Here is a 13490-nt window from a genome sequence, read left to right as displayed (position 1 = left end):
GCGCCTGGCTCTCAGGAGATCTTCGGGGCGTGTGCCTTGTGACACGCGGTGCACGGGCCTTCCGCCGCATGGTCCGCAACGACGATCTGGGGGAACGTCTTCGGTTTCCAGGCGCCCGCCTGGTGACACCGCAGGCACACCGCGCGCGGGTCGGGCCGCACGGGCTTTCTCTCGCCGCCTGCCTGCACGTGCGCCATCGAAGCGCCGTGGCATGCTTCGCACCCGATCCGGGCGTGACGGCTCCCCTTCCGGGCCTCGACGACGTCGGTATGACAGTCTTCGCAGGCGGCACGGCCGGCAAAGTGAAGGGGACGAGCGCGATTGTCGTCGAGGGCACCGGCCCGGTAGTGCCCGTAGAGGCCGAACCCAGGCGGCACCAGCAGCCATCGGAGCAGCAGAAACGCGGTGATCCCGACGGCAAACAGCAGCGCCATCCGCGCCAGGTGTTCCTTGTCCTTCAGCCAACCGCTCATCGAACGCTCCTTGGCCGATTCCGCTCGAACCCAGCCACCTGGAAACGACGATCCGACAGCCGCACCGACAGAGCACTCCGGGATGACGAGGGATCGCGGCAGAGAAAGCAATCGCGCTGCCACAACGCCCGAGCCCGAGATGGTCGTTGAAATCCACGTCAAATGCTGAGGCGCCACTCCCGTCGGTTGCTGTCCCGCCCTCGCCCTTGCCGGAAATCCGGCAGCCAGCGGCGGCGCTCACGTCGGCAACGCCGCTGAAAACGCTTGACTCGCGATAGACCTCGCGGTATTCAAGCACCAATCTCATTCCGACATCGTCATACTCAGGCCCCTACGTCGGCCACCGCAGCCTCTCGAGGAGGGTCCATGTTGGATCGGCGCATCTGTGTGTTCGCGCGGCGAGGGTTTCTGGTTCTCTCGTTCGTTGGCGCTCTCGTTCTGACGGCCACTCCCTCGCTCGCCGTCACCCGCCGGGCGGCGGTCACCGGGACAGACCTGACGTCGGCCGAGGAGTGCGCTCGATGCCACGAGGACATCCATCGCTACTGGAAGGGGTCCCTCCACGCGCAGGCCGCCGACAACTCGCGCTTCCAGGCGGCGCTCGCCAAGGCACGCCAAGCCTCGTCGGGAGACCCGGGCTGCCTGTCCTGCCACGCGCCGGCCGCCGTCTACATGCGGGACGTTAAGTGGGAGAAGAAGACGAGTTGGGAGGGTGTAACCTGTGACTTCTGCCATTCTGTGCGAGCCGTCCGCATTGGAACGGACCGCCCGTTCCAGCTCGAGCCGGGCCGCGTGAAGACCGGCCCGCTGCGCGATGTGACGCCCACGGAGCACGAGGCGGCCTACTCCGACGTCTACACGTCGTCGACGCTCTGCGCACCGTGTCATCAGTACGTCAACGACAGGAAGATCGACATCCTCTCCACGTACGCCGAGTGGCAGGCCAGCCCCTATGCGGCCCGAGAGACGACGTGCCAGAGTTGCCACATGCGGGCGACAACCGGGAACGTCGTCGATCCGAAGGTGAAGCGCTCGAGCGTACTCTCCGTGAACCTCCACGAGATGCCGGGCGGACATTCGGTGACCGAGTTGAACCGCGCCCTTCAGGCCCAAATCTCCGCCGAGCGAAAGGGCGACACGCTCGATGTGTCGGTGACGGTGACGAACCGAGGCGCCGGGCACAAGGTCCCCACGGGTTCGCCGCTCCGCAGCATCGTCCTGGTCATCGAGGCTGACAACGGCGTTGGCGCCCGACAGACGGTCAGCCGCACATTCGCCCGCGTAATCGTGGATGAGACGGGCAAGGACCTCGGCGACGAGGCTGGCATGTTCATGCGGGGCGCCAAGACCGTCAGCGACACCCGGCTCGCGCCCGGTGAGCGGCGGGTCGAACGCGCGTCGTTCGCGATTCCACGAGGGACGCCTGCCCGGGCGGTCGCGCGTCTCTTCTACCGCTACGGTCCGGCGGCCGGCAGTCGCGTGGATTCCGGCCTGCCGTTCCTGTCGGTGAGCGCCTGGATCGACGCGATCCCCAGCCGCGATATCGCCGCGTCCGGGAGCGTCACCATCCGTCCCAGGTAAGCATCCTCGAGTCTCGCGGCGTATACCGCGACAGTCATTCTCTGTCCACGAACGCGTCTCCCTGAAGCGAAAGGCGCCATTGATGAAGCGAAGATTCCGAACCCAGGTTGTGACTGTCGTAGCCGCCTGCGTGTGCGTGCTCTGGATTGCGGCCTCTGCACAGGCCCCCCAGGGCGCACCCAAGCAGGCGACGACGCCCCAGGCCAAACAGACGCAGGCCGTGCAGGCCCAGAAGCCGCAGCCACCAGCCGCACAGCCGCAACCGAGGCCCGGCCAGGAGCAGGAGCGAGCCGCCGAGCCGACCCCGCCTCCCCCACCGCCGATCAATACGTCGGACGACCCGTGGCTGAAGCCATTCCGTTTCCGCTCCATCGGACCGGCGAGCATGGGCGGCCGCATCGACGATTTCGCCGTGGTGGAGAACGATCCCTCGACCATGTACGTCGGGCTCGCGACGGGCGGCGTCTGGAAGACCACCAACAACGGGACGACCTGGATGCCAATCTTCGACACGTATTCGGTCTGCTCGATCGGCGCGCTGGCCGTTGACCAGAAGAATCCGAACGTCCTGTGGGTGGGCACCGGCGAGGCGAACAACCGGCAGAGTTCGTCGTTCGGCGACGGCATCTACAAGTCCACCGACGGCGGCAAGACGTTCGTGAACATCGGGCTGAAGGAGACGCAGTCGATCGCGCGCATCGTCATCGATCCGAAGGACTCGAACGTCGTCTACGTTGCCGCGGCCGGCCACCTGTTCGGCCCGAACCCCGAGCGCGGCGTCTACAGGACGGTTGACGGCGGGAAGAACTGGACCCTCGTCAAGAGCATCGATGCCGACACGGGATTCATCGACATCACCATGGATCCGAGCGATTCGAAGACCCTCTACGCCGCGTCGTATCAGCGTCGGCGGGTGCCGTGGGGCTTCAACGGCGGCGGGCCGGGCAGCGGGATTTGGAAATCCGCCGACGCGGGAAGAACGTGGAAGCGGCTCCAGGGCGGCGGCCTGCCGGAGGGTCTGCTGGGCCGGATCGGCCTGGCCGTGTCGGCCTCGAAACCGAACGTCGTCTACGCGCAGATCGAGGTCGGAGCGAGCGCGGGCACGGGCGGCAACGTCACTGCCGACGGCAAGCCGCCGCAACCGGGCGCAGGCGGCGCGGGATTTGGAGGCGGGGGGCCGCGGCCGCAGGCCGGCCAGCCGACTCCCCCACCGGATCCGAAGAAGAGCGGCGTGTGGCGATCACAGGACAAGGGCAAGACGTGGTCGTTGGCGAGCAACAACGACGACCGGCCGATGTACTACAGCCAGATTCGTGTCGATCCGACCAACGACCAGATCGTCTACACGATGGGCGCGCCGTTCCACAAGTCCACCGACGGCGGCAAGACGTTCAAGGTGGTGCAGGGCATCGCGCACAGCGACCACCACGCGATGTGGATCGACCCCAAGAACCCGCGGCATCTCGTCCTCGGAAACGACGGTGGCCTCGACATCAGCTACGACCAGGGGGACACCTGGGAATTCGTCAACACGCTCCCGGTTGGTCAGTTCTACGCCGTGAGCGCCGACATGCGGAAGCCCTACTACGTCTACGGAGGGCTCCAGGACAACGGGACGTGGGGCGCGCCGAGTGCGGTGCGCAACCAGGCGGGCATCACCAACGCCGAGTGGTTCCGAGTGGGGGGGGGCGACGGGTTCTACACCCAGGTCGATCCGACCGACTTCAACACGGTGTACGTCGAATCGCAGGACGGCAACGTACAGCGCCTCGACCTGCGCACCGGCCGACCGGTGAACATCCGCCCACGCGCCGCTGCCGCCGCGCGACAGGCGACCGGGGCGGCGGGTGGCGAAGTGCAGCCGGGCGAACAGATGGCCGCGCTGGCTGCGCAACTCGGCTTCGGCCAGCCCCGAACGGCGAACATCGTGCCGGTGCCGCCGGAAGGCGAACAATTCCGATTCTTTTGGAACACGCCCATCCTCCTGTCGCCGCACAATCCGCGGGTCGTCTACATCGGCGCGAACCAGCTGTTCCGGTCCGTCGACCGCGGGAACACCTATACCGGATCGCCGGATCTCACGAAGAACGTGAGCCGCTTCGTGCGACCGATCATGGGCGTCGCCGGTGACGCGCCGATGGCGTCGAAGCACGACGGCGCCGGCGCCTACAGCAGCATCGTCACCATCAGCGAGTCGCCGGTCATTCCGGGCGTCATTTGGGTGGGAACCAACGACGGTAACGTCCAACTGACCCGTGACGGCAGCGCGACGTGGAAGAACGTCGGTGAGGCGGTTCCGGGCGTGCCGAAGGAAGCCCACGTCTCACGTGTCGAAGCGTCCCATTTCGACGCGGCCACCTCCTACGTGTCCTTCGACGCCCATCGCACGGACGACATGAAACCGTACGTGTTCGTCACGCGCGACTATGGCGCCACCTGGAAGGCGATCGCGAACAACCTGCCGACGGTCGGCAACGTCAACGTCATCAAGGAGGACCCGAAGAACCGGAACCTGCTCTATGTCGGCACCGAATACGGCCTGTACATCTCGCTGAACGGCGGCGCGGAGTGGAAACGGTTCATGAACGGCATGCCCATCGTCCGTGTGGACGACGTCATGGTGCATCCCCGAGAGAACGACCTCATCGTCGCCACGCACGGACGCAGCATCTACATCCTCGACGACATCACGGCACTCCAGCAGATGAACGAGAAGGTCACGCAGGCGGACGTGCATCTGTTCGACGTCCGGCCCGGCGTGCAGTGGAAGACCGATGTGACGCTGAGCCGGTCGATCGGAGGCGCGAAGCACTTCCGCGGCGCGAACCCGCTGGACGGCGCGGCGATCAGCTACTACCTGAAGTCGGCGCAGGCCGGCGACGTCAAGATCGTGATTTCCGACGTGGCGGGCAAGGTCGTTCGGTCGCTGGACGGTACGCCTGCCGCCGGACTGAACCGCGTCCAGTGGGACTTCCGCACGGCGCCGCCTGCCCGCCCGGCCGGGTCCGAGCGGATGGGCGGGGGCGGCGGCTTCGGCGGACGCCTGCTCCAGGGCCAGCCCGTCGAACCCGGTACCTATTTGGTCAAGCTGACGGTTGGCGGCAAGGATTACACGACCACGATCGTGATCGACTCCGACGAGTTCGGGACATAGACCGTTCCACGGTCACGCGCGCTGGGCGGACGTCGGCTTCGTGCCGACGTCCCGCACCAGCACGACGACCGATCGCGCCGCGACCGGTTGCGCGAGGCTCTCCAGCGTCGGCGCAGCGGACTCCTCGAGGACGTCGGCCGGAGCGGGCCGATTCGTGTCGATGACCCTGCGCCACTCTGCCGCCGCCCCTTCCTGCACGTCGAAGACGAGGTTCTCGCTGCTGCCGTTGATCATCACGTAGAGGTCCCGATCGTCCTCTGACGCGCCATGCAGACAGTAGGCGACGTCGTGCGACGTGTCGCTCCAGTCCACGGCAGGCCCCACCCCGCACCAGTGCACGTCATCGCGCCAGAAACGGCTCCGGCCGATCGACGGATGCGCCTTCCGGAACGCGATCATCGCCTTGAAGAATCGGTGGATGTCGCGGTTCCGCTCCAGCAGATCCCAGTCGAGCCAGGTCGTGAGGTTGTCCTGGTTGAACGGGTTGTTGTTGCCGCCCTGAGTCTGCATGAACTCGTCGCCCGCGCAGAACATCGGCGTGCCGTTGGCCAGGAACAGGAGAGCGCAGAAATTCTTCACTTGCTGGCGACGGAGCGCCAGCACGGCTGGCGGCGCCCCGTCGTCGCCCTCCCAGCCGCAGTTCCAGCTGAGGTTGTGGTCCATGCCATCGGCGTTGCGCTCACCGTTGGCTTCGTTATGCTTGGCGTTGTACGACACGAGATCGTACAGGCAGAACCCATCGTGCGAGGTGATCAGGTTCACGCTCTGGAATGCGTGATAGGCGTCGATCAGGTCGTCGGGGAACTGATCGCTGCTGCCGTACAGCCGCGTCATCAGGCTGCCCACCGTTCCACGATCGCCACGCACGAACGCGCGCAACTCGTCGCGGAAGCGATCGTTCCACTGATACCACTCGATGCCGGGAAAGCGGCGTCCCAGTTGATAACTTTGGAGGTCCCAGGCTTCTGCGATGAGCCGGATGTGTCTGAAGTCGGGGTCCGCATCGATGGCCGAGATCATCGGCGGATCGTCGAGGTCGATCGACCCGTCGGTCCTTCGGGTGAAGATGGACGCGAGGTCGAACCGGAAGCCGTCGACGTGCATCTCCTTCGCCCAGAAGCGCATGCTGTCCACGACCATCTTCCGGACGACCATGTTTGCCGTGTGGAGGACGTTCCCGGTGCCGGTGTCGTTCCGATAGAGCCGGCGGTCGGCGTCGAGGAGGTAGTAGGTCGTGTTGTCGATGCCGCGATAGGAATAGGTCGGGCCGATTTCGTCGGCTTCGACCGTGTGGTTGTACACGACGTCGACCACGACTTCGATGCCGGCCGCATGGAGGGCGCGCACCATCTCGCGCATCTCGGCGATGGCCCCCTCCGGTGTGCCAGCCGCCGCGTACTCGCTGTGGGGCGCGAAGAAGCAGAGGGGCATGTAGCCCCAGTAATTGCGCTCCTGGGGATCGCGTTGGGCCACCGGCAGCAACTCGACGACGGTCACGCCGAGATCCTGCAGGTACGGGATCTTCTCAATCACCCCTGCAAACGTGCCGCGGTGCTCGGGTGCCACGCCGGAGTTCGGACGGCGTGTGAACCCTCGCACGTGCATCTCGTAGAACACCGTGTCCGACGTGTGATGAGGCCGGCACGGCTCGACGAAGCCATTGACGAAGCGGCTGGCTTCGAGGACTCCGAGCGGCGCCGCGCCGGCATTCGAGCCGGGGTGCTTGGCCGCCTCGCGATCGAAGGTGGGCGGGAAGAAGACGCCGCGCGCGTATGGGTCGAGCAGGATCTTGTCCGGGTCGAATCGAAATCCCAGCTCGGCGTCGAACGGCCCTTCAACCTGGTAGGCGTAGTAGCGGGCGCCGGCGATGGAGGCCTCTGGAACCCGGCAGTGCCACACGCGTCCCGACTTGTTGAGGAGGTGGTCGAACGGAATTCGAAACAGCGGACGGGCGTGGTCCTCGGCACTGTAGACCAGCAGCGTGACCGCGGTGGCGTGCTTGGAGTAGAGGGCGAAGTTCCAGGCCCTGCTCTCCTCGATCCAACTCGCGCCGAGAGGTGAAGGCGTGCCCTCCCGCTCGCTCCACCGGTCCTGCGGACATCCAGGCTGAGGCATCTAGGCCAGCACCTTGCCGAGCTCGCGCGAGACGAGATCCTTGATCCGATCCTCGCCGATGAAGGTCTTGACGAGCGCCGGCAGGTCGGTCTCAACCAACGCGTGCTGGTCGGTGACCTCCACGGCGCCTCGAATCGTCAACCCGAACGCGTCTTTCGCGGCGGTGAACGAGAAGGTCATGCGATTGCCCTCCCAGACCTTGAGGGGGTCCTTGATGGTCAAGCCACCGGGTAGCGTCTGCTGCGCCAGCCCGTCGAGGAACTGGTCGACCCGCCCCATGGCTTCGTCCAGGCTCAACTGGTGGCCCTGTTCGATTCGCATCGTGTCTGTCGCTCCTTCCGTCCACTAACTGTAGCATTCGGGCACCCGACTGTCCTCGGGATCGAGCCCGGACGTCCGCCGGCGAGGTCGCCAGTCAGCGCCGGCTCCGGCTCGACGTGTCCAAAACGGCCCAATTCCGCACGGTCCGCCGCCAGCCCTCCTGGCACCGCGCTTGCTGGAATCGCGGTACATCCTCTTCGCGCTAGTGCGCGGCTGGTTCCCCAAGACCGGCCGCGCACCCTTTTCTCCTCGCCTGGCGCAAGCGGGCCTTCGGCATATCTTGCCACCCTCACGTCTTTGGGTCACCATGACCAGACGCGGATCTGTCCTCAAAGGAGACGTGCATGAAGGTCCTGATCATCGGCGGCACCGGCACCGTCGGTCACGCCGTGCTGGAGAAGTTGCTGGCAGACGGGCACCAACCCACGGTCATGACGCGATCGACGGAAAAGGCGGCCCGGCAGCCCGCCCCGGCGGTCGTGGCAGATCTGGAGAAGCCCGCGACGCTGTCCGCGGCGTTCACGGACGTCGAGGCGGTCTTCCTGGCCGCGACAGTCAGCCCGACTGAAACGACACAGAGCCTCGCGGCGGTGGAGGCCGCGCGAGCGGCTGGCGTCCAGCGGATCGTCTACCTCTCGGTCGCGATGCCGCCCGGCTCGGACGTCATACCGCACTTTGCCTCGAAGATCCCGGTGGAGCGATCCATCCAGGCATCGGGAATTCCGTGGACGATTCTCCGACCGAACAACTTCTTCCAGAATGATCTCTGGCTGCGCGATCCGATCGCGAAGCACGGCGTCTACCCCCAGCCGCTCGGCGGTCGCGGCTGCAACCGCGTGGACGTTCGCGATATTGCCGATGCCGCCGCCAACGCGTTTACGAAGGGCATCAGCGGCCTCTTCCCGCTCCATGGGCCTCGCGGCCTGACCGGCGACGACACGGCCCGCGTCTACAGCGAGGCGCTCGGGCGTCCGGTCCGCTACGCCGGCGACGATCTCGAGGCGTGGGCGCAGCAGGCCTCGACGATGTTCCCGCCGTGGATGGTGCACGATTTTCGAATCATGTACGACTACTTCATCACGCACGGCCTGCTGCCGAGCGGCCGCGACTTCGCGGCGCAGGAGCAGGTCCTCGGCCACGCGCCGCGGACATTCGAGCGGTTCGTCGCCGAACTGGCGCCGGACTGGAAGAAGCTGGTCCAGGCCTGACCGAGCGCCATCCCACTTGCCCGGCTCCCCTGCTCTATGCCACCTTTAGGAGCAGGGGGGCACTCCCATGCAGCAGCATCCGCTACGGCTCAGAAGCATCCACCACGTGGAGTTCTGGGTCGGGAACGCGAGACAGGCGGCCTACTTCTACCGCCGAGCCTTCGGCTTCTCGGAGTCCGCATATGCTGGCCTCGAGACCGGCCAACGCGAGCACACGTCGTACGTGCTCACGCAGGGCAGGATCCGGTTCGTCCTGACGACGCCGCTCTCCCCCGATGTGCCGGCCAGCGAGCACCTGAGGCGCCACGGCGACGGCGTGCGCGATATCGCCTTCCAGGTGGACGACGCGGATCGGGCGTTCGAGGAGGCCGTCAAGCGCGGAGCGAGGCCGGCCGTCGAGCCGCGCGACCTGCGCGACCAGCACGGTGCCGTCCGCCACGCGGCCATTCACACCTACGGCGACACGCTGCACTCGTTCATCTCGGACGAGGGGTACACGGGCCCGTTCCTCCCGGGCTTCGTCGAGCGTCATGTGCCGGGCGAGGACATCGGCCTGCTTCGGATCGACCACGTGGTCGGGAACGTCGAACTGGGCCGGATGAACGAATGGGCCGAGTGGTACCGCCGCATCCTCGGTTTCGATCGGTTCGTCAGCTTCGACGACAAGGACATCTCCACCGAATACAGCGCGCTGATGAGCGTCGTGATGTCGGATGAGTCCCAATCGATCAAGTTCCCGATCAACGAACCGGCGCCGGGCCGGAAGAAGAGCCAGATCGATGAGTACCTCGAGTACTACCGGGGGCCTGGCGTGCAGCACATCGCCTTCCAGGTGAGGGACATCTGCGATACGGTCGGCCGTCTGCGCGACAACGGCGTCGAGTTCCTGCGCGTGCCGGAGAGCTACTACGTGTCGCTACCGGAACGGGTGGGCGGCATCGCGGAATCGATGGACCAACTCCGCCAGCTGGCCATCCTCGTGGACCGCGATCAGGACGGCTACCTCCTGCAGGTGTTCACGCGACCGGTCGAGGACCGACCGACGGTGTTCTTCGAGATCATCGAGCGGAAGGGCAGCCACGGGTTCGGGAAGGGCAATTTCCGGGCACTGTTCGAGGCGATCGAACGCGAACAGGCGCTCCGCGGGAACCTCTGAATATGCCCATCTACCATCGGCTCGGACGTGTTCCACGCAAGCGCCACCTCGCCTTCCGGGGCGAGCAGGGGCAACTCCTGCCAGAGGAACTGATCGGCAACCACGGCTTCACGGGGCCGGCTTCGCTCCTCTACCATTTGCACCCGCCGACCTGCGTCGAGAGCGTCCGCCGGCTCGGTGGCCTGGACTGGAAGAGCGAACCCGACCGGCTGCTCCGCCACCGGCATTTCCGCACCGCGCGGGTGCAGGCCGGCCCCAGCCTCGTGTTCGACCGCGTCCCGATACTGTTCAACGCCGATGTCGCGTTGTCGGTGGCACGGCCGCAGCGGAACGATGACGTCTTCTATCGGAACGCGCAGGGCGACGAGATCACCTACGTCACGGAGGGCAGCGGCATTCTCGAATCACCGCTGGGCCTCCTGCCCTTCCGCAGCGGCGACTACGTGGTGGTCCCGCGCGGAATCCTCCACCGTTACCGGTTCGACGCCGGGCCGGCTTGCTGTCTGGTGATCGAGAGCGCGGGGTACGTCCGCACGCCAAAGCGCTACCGGAACGAGCACGGCCAATTGCTCGAGCACAGCCCGTTCTCCGAACGCGACATTCGGCGGCCGGAATGGACCGAGCCGTACGACGAGCGGGGCGACTTCCCCATCGTCGTCAAGAAGGACCATGAACTGGTCGAGATGGTGCTGTCGTACCATCCATTCGACATCGTGGGCTGGGACGGCTACTACTACCCGTGGGCGCTCAATATCCACGACTTCGAGCCGCGCGTCGGACGCGTGCACCTGCCGCCACCGGTGCACCAGACCTTCGAAGGCGACGGCTTCGTCGTGTGCTCCTTCTGCCCGCGGCCCTACGATTTCCATCCGGACGCGGTGCCGGCGCCGTACAACCATTCGAACGTCATGTCCGACGAGGTGCTCTACTACGCCAGCTCGGAGTTCACGAGCCGGAAGGGGATCGAGCTCGGATCGATCACGCTGCATCCGGATGGCCTGCCGCACGGTCCGCAGCCGGGCCGCGCCGAGGCCTCGATCGGGCAGGCGGGGACCGACGAACTGGCGGTGATGGTCGATACGTTCCACCCGCTCCAGGTCAGCGCCGATGCCCTGACGATTGAGGACGAGCAGTACTTCCGCTCGTGGCTGGATGACTAGACGAACCGGGACCCCGGGGGCGCTGTTGGCGCTCCTGGCCGAACTCATCGACTATGCCGGCCTGTTTCCACCGGCAGCCCTGGGCCTCGAGGAGGCGGTCGACGTGTACGCCCGCCACCGGCTGTCGCCCGACGCATGGATGGTCGGCCGGTTCGTCGTCCCATGCACCCGGCTTGGGGAGTTCGAGCAGGCGGTTGGCGCGCTCTCGCCCGAGCAACGGGGCGCGCAGGCGTGGCGCCTGGCGGTGCTCGCCGCCACGCCCCTGACAGGAGAGGTGGCGGCCGTCACCGCGTTCAACCAGCGCCACGCGGGTGGGGCGGCCTATGCGGCCCATATCGACGCGCTCGAAGTGAAGCCCTCGTCGTCGGCCGACACCCGGCGGGTCGCTGCGATGGTGCCGGACTACATCGAGCTGTTCTTCGAGTGCACGCTCGATGACAGCCTCGACGAATCGCTGGTTGCGATTCGTAATGTCGGGCGGGCAGCGAAGATTCGGACCGGCGGCGTCACGCCGGAGGCGATTCCGGACAGCGGAGCGGTCGCGCGGTTCATCAGCCGGTGCGCGGTGCTCGGGGTCCCGTTCAAGGCGACGGCGGGTCTGCATCACGCGGTGCGATCGCGTCACCCGCTGACTTATGGTCCTGCGGCACCCGTCGAGGTCATGCACGGTTTCCTCAACGTGTTCATGGCTTCCGTGCTGGCGTACGACGGTCGGCACGACATCCGCGACCTGTCGGCCGTCCTCGAGGAGATGCGTCCGGACGCGTTCGGGTTCTCCAACGCCGGCATCACGTGGCGGGACCAGGCCGCGAGCGTCACCCAGGTCGAACGCGCGCGCCATTTCGCGCGCCGGTTCGGCTCGTGTTCGATCCGGGAACCGTTGGCCGACCTCGAGGCGGTCGGCTGGCTCGGCCCGCACTCGACCCGAGAGTGAGCAAGGCATGACGACTTCCGAACACCCGATCGTGGACGAGACCCACGACCCGTCGCTCGAATCGTGGGTCGAGTCGGCCAACGATCCGGCCTGCGACTTCCCGATACAGAATCTGCCGCTCGGCGCCTTCGCCAGGCGCCACGGAGATCCGACTCCACACATCGGCATCGCCATCGGGGACCAGGCGTTCGACCTGCGTGCCGCGGCCGACGCCGGGGTGCTCGGTCACCTGCCGCCGGCAACGGTCGAGGCGGTCGGGGCTTGGACGCTCAACGGCCTGATGTCGCTCGGTCGGCGCGCTCTGCGCGAGCTTCGACGCTCGTCGAGCCGGTTGCTCCGGGCTGATGCTCCTGGCCGCGCGGGCCTCGCACCGTATCTCGTGCCGCTCCAGGACGTCGAACTGCTGCTGCCCGCGAACGTTGGCGACTACACGGACTTCTATGCATCCGTGTTCCACGCGACCAATGTCGGCAGCATGTTCCGGCCGGACAATCCGCTGTTGCCAAACTACAAGTTCGTCCCGATCGGCTATCACGGCCGCGCCTCGTCGATCGTGACGAGCGGCACCATCGTGAAGCGGCCAAGGGGACAGATCCGCGCGGACGGTGCGGACGCGCCGTCGTTCGGCCCCAGCGCGCGGCTCGACTACGAGCTGGAGGTCGGACTCTTCGTTGGCCCTGGCAACGGCATGGGGATTCCGATTCCAATGGATGAAGCCGAGGACCACGCCTTCGGCCTGTGCCTCGTCAACGACTGGTCGGCGCGCGACATCCAGCAGTGGGAGTACCAGCCGCTCGGTCCGTTCCTCGCGAAGAGCTTTGCCACGTCGCTGTCGCCGTGGGTGATCACGCTCGACGCCCTGGCACCGTTCCGGGTGCCGGCGTTCACCCGGCCGGAGGGCGATCCTGCACCGCTCGCGTACCTCGACTCGGCCGGGAACCGCGGCGCCGGCGGCCTCGACGTGACGCTCGAAGTGCTCCTGTCCAGCCAGCGGATGCGCGCATCGGCTTGCCCTCCCATCCGGCTCAGTCTCAGTTCGCTCGCGACGATGTACTGGACGTTCGGACAGATGGTTGCGCATCACACGAGCAACGGCTGCAACCTGCGGCCCGGTGATCTGCTCGCGAGCGGCACCGTCTCGGGTCCGACGGAAGATTCGCTCGGCAGCCTCCTCGAACTGACGTGGCGGGGCACGAAGCCGATCACGCTTCCGACCGGAGAGGCGCGCCGATTCCTCGAAGACGGCGACGAGGTCATCGTACGCGGTTGGTGCGCGCGTGAGGGATTCCGCCGGATCGGATTCGGGGAATGCCGGGGGATCGTGACAGCGTGATGAGGTGGGCTGGCGAAGCGCGTGTGGCGGTTTGAGGCGAAGCTTCGCTAGAATC

Annotated in this window: 10 protein-coding genes; 7 read left to right on the top strand and 3 right to left on the bottom strand. The window is 66.5% G+C overall.

The window, feature by feature from the left end; genetic code table 11:
* Positions 1-11: 11 nt before the first annotated feature.
* A complete protein-coding gene (locus VGK32_09305) occupies positions 12-473 on the bottom strand; it encodes a multiheme c-type cytochrome (protein ID HEY3381951.1) in 462 nt (153 codons plus the stop codon).
* A 366-nt stretch (positions 474-839) separates the two neighbouring features.
* On the opposite strand from VGK32_09305, the gene VGK32_09300 reads away from it, so the two are divergent.
* Together VGK32_09300 and VGK32_09295 are read left to right on the top strand one after the other, a co-directional pair.
* Complete coding sequence (locus VGK32_09300) at positions 840-2054, top strand: multiheme c-type cytochrome (protein HEY3381950.1); 1215 nt, start codon at positions 840-842, stop codon at positions 2052-2054.
* Between the two features lie 82 nt (positions 2055-2136).
* Positions 2137-5208 carry a hypothetical protein gene (locus VGK32_09295; GenBank protein HEY3381949.1) on the top strand — a complete coding sequence of 1024 codons (3072 nt, stop codon included), beginning with the start codon at positions 2137-2139 and terminating at the stop codon, positions 5206-5208.
* Positions 5209-5220: 12 nt separating this feature from the next.
* On the opposite strand, the gene VGK32_09290 is transcribed toward VGK32_09295, so the two are convergent.
* Positions 5221-7323, bottom strand: coding sequence for an isoamylase (locus VGK32_09290; protein HEY3381948.1), 2103 nt, complete (start codon positions 7321-7323; stop codon positions 5221-5223).
* Entirely contained in the window at positions 7324-7644 is a 321-nt protein-coding gene (locus tag VGK32_09285; GenBank protein HEY3381947.1) for a polyhydroxyalkanoic acid system family protein, read from the bottom strand.
* Between the two features lie 344 nt (positions 7645-7988).
* Between VGK32_09285 and VGK32_09280 the strand changes: the two genes are divergently transcribed.
* The 5 genes from VGK32_09280 to fahA all read left to right on the top strand — a co-directional run bounded on the left by VGK32_09280 (position 7989) and on the right by fahA (position 13435).
* A complete protein-coding gene (locus VGK32_09280) occupies positions 7989-8852 on the top strand; it encodes an NmrA family NAD(P)-binding protein (GenBank protein ID HEY3381946.1) in 864 nt (287 codons plus the stop codon).
* Between the two features lie 67 nt (positions 8853-8919).
* On the top strand, positions 8920-10008 hold the full coding sequence (gene hppD / locus VGK32_09275; protein ID HEY3381945.1) for a 4-hydroxyphenylpyruvate dioxygenase: 1089 nt from the start codon (positions 8920-8922) through the stop codon (positions 10006-10008).
* A 2-nt stretch (positions 10009-10010) separates the two neighbouring features.
* The gene (locus VGK32_09270; GenBank protein HEY3381944.1) at positions 10011-11168 is read left to right on the top strand and encodes a homogentisate 1,2-dioxygenase; all 1158 of its coding nucleotides are present in this window, start codon (positions 10011-10013) and stop codon (positions 11166-11168) included.
* Positions 11161-12102, top strand: a complete 942-nt coding sequence (locus VGK32_09265; protein HEY3381943.1) for a hypothetical protein — start codon at positions 11161-11163, stop codon at positions 12100-12102. Before VGK32_09270 ends, VGK32_09265 begins: the two co-directional genes overlap by 8 nt.
* Before the next feature lie 7 nt (positions 12103-12109).
* The gene (fahA, locus tag VGK32_09260; GenBank protein ID HEY3381942.1) at positions 12110-13435 is read left to right on the top strand and encodes a fumarylacetoacetase; all 1326 of its coding nucleotides are present in this window, start codon (positions 12110-12112) and stop codon (positions 13433-13435) included.
* Positions 13436-13490 lie beyond the last annotated feature (55 nt).

The sequence above is a fragment of the Vicinamibacterales bacterium genome, assembly GCA_036504215.1.
GTDB lineage: Bacteria > Acidobacteriota > Vicinamibacteria > Vicinamibacterales > Fen-181 > FEN-299.
This window is presented reverse-complemented; position numbering and strand designations above follow the sequence as displayed.

What these genes read in the sequence shown, in the direction of transcription:
- VGK32_09305 (HEY3381951.1), bottom strand. Translation starts at nt 473, where the DNA reads ATGAGCGGTTGGCTGAAGGACAAGGAACACCTGGCGCGGATGGCGCTG.
- VGK32_09300 (HEY3381950.1), top strand. Translation starts at nt 840, where the DNA reads ATGTTGGATCGGCGCATCTGTGTGTTCGCGCGGCGAGGGTTTCTGGTT.
- VGK32_09295 (HEY3381949.1), top strand. Translation starts at nt 2,137, where the DNA reads ATGAAGCGAAGATTCCGAACCCAGGTTGTGACTGTCGTAGCCGCCTGC.
- VGK32_09290 (HEY3381948.1), bottom strand. Translation starts at nt 7,323, where the DNA reads ATGCCTCAGCCTGGATGTCCGCAGGACCGGTGGAGCGAGCGGGAGGGC.
- VGK32_09285 (HEY3381947.1), bottom strand. Translation starts at nt 7,644, where the DNA reads ATGCGAATCGAACAGGGCCACCAGTTGAGCCTGGACGAAGCCATGGGG.
- VGK32_09280 (HEY3381946.1), top strand. Translation starts at nt 7,989, where the DNA reads ATGAAGGTCCTGATCATCGGCGGCACCGGCACCGTCGGTCACGCCGTG.
- hppD (HEY3381945.1), top strand. Translation starts at nt 8,920, where the DNA reads ATGCAGCAGCATCCGCTACGGCTCAGAAGCATCCACCACGTGGAGTTC.
- VGK32_09270 (HEY3381944.1), top strand. Translation starts at nt 10,011, where the DNA reads ATGCCCATCTACCATCGGCTCGGACGTGTTCCACGCAAGCGCCACCTC.
- VGK32_09265 (HEY3381943.1), top strand. Translation starts at nt 11,161, where the DNA reads ATGACTAGACGAACCGGGACCCCGGGGGCGCTGTTGGCGCTCCTGGCC.
- fahA (HEY3381942.1), top strand. Translation starts at nt 12,110, where the DNA reads ATGACGACTTCCGAACACCCGATCGTGGACGAGACCCACGACCCGTCG.